The sequence below is a fragment of the Stenotrophomonas sp. INTA L402-1 genome, assembly GCF_059295135.1.
Genome location: NZ_JCAFWP010000007.1, coordinates 111,988 through 118,016, shown reverse-complemented (window position 1 = coordinate 118,016; position 6,029 = coordinate 111,988). Strand labels below are relative to the sequence as shown.

At 65.0% G+C, this 6,029-nt stretch carries 5 protein-coding genes; all 5 read left to right on the top strand.

The genetic code is table 11. The annotated features are described in order from the left end of the window. Nucleotides 1-368: 368 nt before the first annotated feature. The 5 genes from folD to brxF all read left to right on the top strand — a co-directional run bounded on the left by folD (nucleotide 369) and on the right by brxF (nucleotide 6,013). Nucleotides 369-1,247, top strand: a complete 879-nt coding sequence (gene folD / locus AC5O77_RS06980; protein ID WP_014036908.1) for a bifunctional methylenetetrahydrofolate dehydrogenase/methenyltetrahydrofolate cyclohydrolase FolD — start codon at nucleotides 369-371, stop codon at nucleotides 1,245-1,247. 356 nt (nucleotides 1,248-1,603) lie between these two features. Beyond that, entirely contained in the window at nucleotides 1,604-3,061 is a 1,458-nt protein-coding gene (gene guaB, locus AC5O77_RS06975) for an IMP dehydrogenase (RefSeq protein WP_197585348.1), read from the top strand. A gap of 107 nt (nucleotides 3,062-3,168) precedes the next feature. After that, nucleotides 3,169-3,645 carry a hypothetical protein gene (locus tag AC5O77_RS06970; protein ID WP_478057272.1) on the top strand — a complete coding sequence of 159 codons (477 nt, stop codon included), beginning with the start codon at nucleotides 3,169-3,171 and terminating at the stop codon, nucleotides 3,643-3,645. Next, nucleotides 3,642-5,207: a glutamine-hydrolyzing GMP synthase gene (gene guaA / locus AC5O77_RS06965; protein WP_005413109.1), complete on the top strand. Its 1,566-nt coding sequence runs from the start codon at nucleotides 3,642-3,644 to the stop codon at nucleotides 5,205-5,207. The genes AC5O77_RS06970 and guaA overlap by 4 nt, the downstream gene beginning before the upstream one ends. Before the next feature lie 350 nt (nucleotides 5,208-5,557). Further along, complete coding sequence (brxF, locus tag AC5O77_RS06960; RefSeq protein WP_070427207.1) at nucleotides 5,558-6,013, top strand: BREX-3 system P-loop-containing protein BrxF; 456 nt, start codon at nucleotides 5,558-5,560, stop codon at nucleotides 6,011-6,013. Nucleotides 6,014-6,029 lie beyond the last annotated feature (16 nt).

Here is a 6,029-nt window from a genome sequence, read left to right as displayed (position 1 = left end):
GCAAATACGGAAACGTTCCGACGTCATGAGGTTGCCGGCCAGCGGCCGGCACTACCGGCAGATACGGAAACGTTCCGACGTCATGAGGTTGCCGGCCAGCGGCCGGCACTACCGGCGGATATGGAATCATTCCGACGCCATGAGGTTGCCGGCCAGCGGCCGGCACTACCGGCAGATACGGAAACGTTCCGACGCCATGAGGTTGCCGGCCAGCGGCCGGCACTACCGGCAGATGCGGAAACGTTCCGACGTCATGAGGTTGCCGGCCAGCGGCCGGCACTACCGGTGCGCGGTGTCGACGCGCGGCGGTGGGCGAGGGGGCCTGAATCGGGGACAATAGCGTCCCCGCCGCCCCACGCCTGCTCCCGATGACCGATTCCGCCCCCCAGCTTCCTGCCCGCATCCTTGATGGCCGCCGCATCGCCGAGGACCTGCTCGACAGCCTGAAGGTGCGCGTCGACGCCCGCGTGGCCGCTGGCGGCAGCCGCCCGGGCCTGGCCGTGGTGCTGGTCGGTGGCGACCCGGCTTCGACCGTGTACGTGCGCAACAAGCGCCGTGCCGCCGAGAAGGTCGGCATCGAAGCACATGACTACGACCTGCCGGCCGGTACCACCGAAGCCGAGCTGCTCGACCTGATCGACCAGCTCAACGCCGATCCGAAGATCAACGGCATCCTGATCCAGCTGCCGCTGCCGGGCATCCCCGACGCGCGCCGGCTGATCCAGCGCATCGACCCGCGCAAGGACGTGGACGGCTTCCACCCGGAAAACGTCGGCCACCTCGCCCTGCGCGAGTTCGGCCTGCGCCCTTGCACCCCGCGCGGCATCACCACGCTGCTGGGCCACACCGACCAGCCGGTGCGTGGCCGCAACGCCACCATCGTGGGCGTGAGCAACCACGTGGGCCGGCCGATGGGCCTGGAACTGCTGATTGCCGGCTGCACCGTGACCAGCTGCCACAAGTTCACCCCCAAGGACGTGCTGGAACAGGCCGTGCGCAACGCCGACATCCTGGTGGTGGCGGTGGGTCGCCCGGGCATCGTTCCGGGCGAATGGGTGAAGCCGGGCGCGGTGGTGATCGACGTCGGTATCAACCGGCTGGATGACGGCCGGTTGGTGGGCGACGTGGGGTTTGAAGCGGCCGCCCAGCGGGCGAGCTGGATCACCCCGGTGCCGGGCGGCGTGGGCCCGATGACCGTGGCCACGCTGATGCAGAACACCCTGGAAGCGGCGGAAGCGCTGAGCTGACCGCACCTGGGGCTGGTCTCAGGTGTCTGAGGGATAGTGCGGACCAACGGTCCGCACCCACCTAAAGCGGCTGGATCTGGCCCTTGGGTCTGCTCGCGGGATGTGCTGCTGGTGGGTGCCGACCGTTGGTCGGCACAATGCCAGAGGGGTGAGGCTCCTGCTGGGGCACTGGTGTCTGAGAGAGAGTGCGGACCAACGGTCCGCACCCACCGAGGGCAGGTTCCAGGCCCTGAGCGCAGGTTGCAGCCTCCCCTGAACCAACCACCGCCCGCGCGACACTGCGTCGCATTTACCCCCTGCCACGCGGCGCGAAAACAGGGTAAAATGTCGCGCTTCCCCACATCTCGGGTATGCCGATGCTGCGCATCCAGGCTGAAGCACTCACTTACGACGACGTCTCGCTCGTCCCCGCCCATTCGACCATCCTGCCCAAGGACGTCAACCTCGAAACGCGGTTGACTCGCGACCTGAAGCTGAAGCTTCCGATCCTGTCCGCAGCCATGGATACCGTCACCGAAGCCCGCCTGGCCATCGCCATGGCCCAGCTCGGCGGCATGGGCATCATCCACAAGAATCTCAGCCTGGAACAGCAGGCCGCGGAAGTGGCCAAGGTCAAGAAGTTCGAGGCCGGTGTCATCCGCGACCCGATCACCGTCGGCCCGGAAACCACCATCCGTGACGTGCTGGCCCTGACCCAGGCGCACAACATCTCCGGCGTGCCGGTGGTGGGCAGCGACGGCCTGCTGGCCGGCATCGTGACCCACCGCGACATGCGCTTCGAGACCGAGCTGGACGATCCGGTCCGCCACATCATGACCAAGAAGGATCGTCTGATCACGGTCAAGGAAGGCGCCGCGTCTGACGAAGTGCTGCAGCTGCTGCACCGCAACCGCATCGAAAAGGTGCTGGTGGTCAATGATTCGTTCGAACTGCGTGGCCTGATCACCGTCAAGGACATCCAGAAGAACACCGATTTCCCGAACGCCGCCAAGGACCTGTCGACCCGCCTGCTGGTCGGCGCTGCCGTCGGCGTGGGTGGCGATACCGATCGCCGCGTGGAAGCGCTGGTCGCCGCCGGCGTGGACGTGATCGTGGTCGATACCGCGCACGGCCACTCGCAGGGCGTGCTGGACCGCGTCAGCTGGGTCAAGAAGAACTTCCCGGGCGTGCAGGTCATCGGTGGCAACATCTGCACCGGTGAAGCCGCACTGGCGCTGCTGGACAGCGGCGCGGACGCAGTCAAGGTCGGCATCGGCCCGGGCTCGATCTGCACCACCCGCGTCGTCGCCGGCGTCGGCGTGCCGCAGGTCACCGCCATTGATCTGGTGGCCGAAGCGCTGCAGGACCGCATCCCGCTGATCGCCGACGGTGGCGTCCGCTACTCGGGCGACATCGGCAAGGCGCTGGCCGCCGGTGCCTCGACCATCATGGTCGGTGGCCTGCTGGCCGGTACCGAGGAGTCGCCGGGTGAGACCGAGCTGTACCAGGGCCGTTCGTACAAGAGCTACCGCGGCATGGGTTCGCTGGCTGCCATGGAGAAGGGGTCGAAGGACCGCTACTTCCAGGACGCCGCCACCGCCGACAAGCTGGTGCCGGAAGGCATCGAAGGCCGCGTGCCGTACCGCGGCCCGGTGGGCGGCATCATCCACCAGCTGATGGGCGGCCTGCGCGCCACCATGGGCTACGTGGGCTGCGCCACCATCGAAGACATGCGCAGCAAGCCCAAGTTCGTGAAGATCAGCGGCGCCGGCCAGCGTGAGAGCCACGTCCACGACGTGACGATCACCAAAGAGCCGCCGAACTACCGCGCCTGATGCGCTTGCGAACTGCTCTTGCGATTACGGGCAGCCTGCTGATGGCAGGCTGTTCGTTGTCCGAACCGCCGCCGCGCTCCGGGTCTCCGGGCGCGGCGGTTTCGCAATTGCAGGACGTGCAGGCGTGCCAGAACGTGTTCTCGCTGCCGAAGGGCTGGCAGGTGCAGGCCGCTGGCGAGCAGCGCTGGCTGCTGAAAGGCACCGGCGAGCGTCCGCTGCAGGTCACGCTGCAATGCATTACCGAGCCGCTGCACGGGCCGGATGATCCGGTGCTGACACCGGTCCTGGGCGCGCTGGAGCCCGCACGGATGAGTGTGCGCTGGGCGTCCTGGGGTGCTGCGGATTCGGGCATCTCGATGGCAGCGCTGCAACGGCGCATCGTGCCCGGCACCGAAGTGCAGGAAATCGCCGAGCTGCCGCGCGCTGACCGCTCCAACCCCAGCGCACCGCACGGCCTGCTGATGCTGCGCTGGGACGAGGAAGACACCTCACATATTCAACAACGCGAGGCGTTCATCGCCACGCTGACGCAGAGCCTTGAAGCGCCGGGCGCTGCGAAAAACACCACTGGAACGGCACCATGACCAATATCCATAACGACAAGATCCTCATCCTCGATTTCGGCGCGCAGTACACGCAGCTGATCGCCCGCCGCATCCGCGAGCTGGGCGTCTACTGCGAAATCTGGGCGTGGGACCACAACCCGGCCGAGATCGCCGCGTTCGGCGCCAAGGGCATCATCCTGTCCGGTGGCCCGGAATCGACCACGCTGCCGGGTGCGCCGGCCGCACCGCAGGAAGTGTTCGACAGCGGCCTGCCGATCTTCGGCATCTGCTACGGCATGCAGACCCTGGCCGCGCAGCTGGGCGGTGCCACCGAGGCCGCGGACCAGCGCGAATTCGGCCACGCCGAAGTGAACGTCATCAACCCGGATGCACTGTTCAAGGGCCTGAGCGACCACGGCGGCGAGCCGAAGCTGAATGTCTGGATGAGCCACGGCGACCACGTCTCCGTTGCACCGCCGGGCTTCACCATCACCGCCACCACCGACCGCATTCCGGTGGCCGCCATGGCCAACGAAGAAAAGCGCTGGTACGGCGTGCAGTTCCACCCGGAAGTAACCCACACCCTGCAGGGACAGGCGCTGCTGCGCCGCTTCGTGGTGGATGTGTGCGGCTGCCAGACCCTGTGGACCGCCGCCAACATCATCGACGACCAGATCGCCCGCGTGCGCGAACAGGTGGGCGATGACGAAGTGATCCTGGGCCTGTCCGGCGGCGTTGATTCGTCCGTCGTGGCCGCGTTGCTGCACAAGGCCATCGGCGAGAAGCTGACCTGCGTGTTCGTGGATACCGGCCTGCTGCGCTGGCAGGAAGGCGACCAGGTGATGGCGATGTTTGCCGAGCACATGGGCGTGAAGGTGGTGCGCGTGAATGCCGCCGACCGTTACTTCGCTGCGCTGGAAGGCGTGAGCGACCCGGAAGCCAAGCGCAAGATCATCGGCAACCTGTTCGTTGAGATCTTCGACGAAGAATCGAACAAGCTGAAGAATGCCAAGTGGCTGGCGCAGGGCACCATCTACCCGGACGTGATCGAGTCGGCCGGCAGCAAGACCGGCAAGGCGCATGTGATCAAGAGCCACCACAACGTGGGCGGCCTGCCGGAGCACATGAAGCTGGGCTTGGTGGAGCCGCTGCGCGAGCTGTTCAAGGACGAAGTGCGCCGCCTGGGCGTTGAGCTGGGCCTGCCGCGCACCATGGTTTACCGCCATCCGTTCCCGGGCCCGGGCCTGGGCGTGCGTATCCTGGGCGAAGTGAAGCGCGAATACGCCGAGCTGCTGGCCAAGGCCGATGCCATCTTCATCGACGAGCTGCGCAAGGCGGATCTGTACGACAAGACCAGCCAGGCGTTTGCCGTGTTCCTGCCGGTGAAGTCGGTGGGCGTGGTGGGCGATGCGCGCGCTTATGAGTGGGTGATTGCGCTAAGGGCCGTGGAGACGATTGATTTCATGACGGCGCATTGGGCGCATCTGCCGTATGAGTTCCTGGGTACGGTGAGCAACCGGATCATCAATGAGTTGCGGGGGGTGTCGCGGGTTGTCTATGACATCTCGGGGAAGCCGCCGGCTACTATTGAGTGGGAATGAGTTGAGAGAACGAGGGCGCCGAGAGGCGCCCTTGTTGTTTGCTGGTAGTTTCACGGCCAATCTTGCAGTAGTTATCAAAATGTGATGCTTATGAGATCATCCGTGGCGTCGTGATGGAGGGTCGGAAGATGAGGGGGATGGGCTGCAGTACGCAGCAATGCTGCAGGATGGGTGAATCGATCGCTTTTTGAAAGCCACTAGGGTCCCTTCAGAACTCTGTACCAACTGTTCGGCTGAAGAATTGCGACTGGGATAACGCCACTCTTCCCGCAGCCCGAGTGGTGCTGATGCGTGGTTGGCTCCGACTTGCTTTACAACGACTCTCAGCCGCGGCGGCTGGAAGGATTCTCATGCTGGAGAAGATTGAACGACTTTTGTGTGAAATCAACGACACCAGCAGTAAGTTGATTCTGTTGGTCGGGTCCGGTCGCAGTGGAAAGACTCGAATGCTGTGTCAGCTTGCCAGCAAGTTGGGCACGGAGCGGTTGAATGTCGGCCTCGAGCTGGGGCGAAAAATGGCTGTCCTGCCCAAGAACAAGCGCGGTTTCTCGGCCGGAGAGTTGCTTCGAGAGATTGCAGGCAAAGAGCGCACTGGAGATCCGCTGTTGCTCGATAACCTCGAGTTATTGTTCGAACCTGACCTTCAGATCAGCCCACTCGAAAGCATTAGGCGGCTGGCGCATTCCAAGCGCGTTGTGGCCGTCTGGCCTGGCGAATTGCGCGGTGATCGCTTGGTCTATGCCGACATCAGCCATCCAGAACATCGTGACTACAGCCGCGACGGCGTGGTCGTACTCGAAATTTGACATTGCAGGGAAGTGG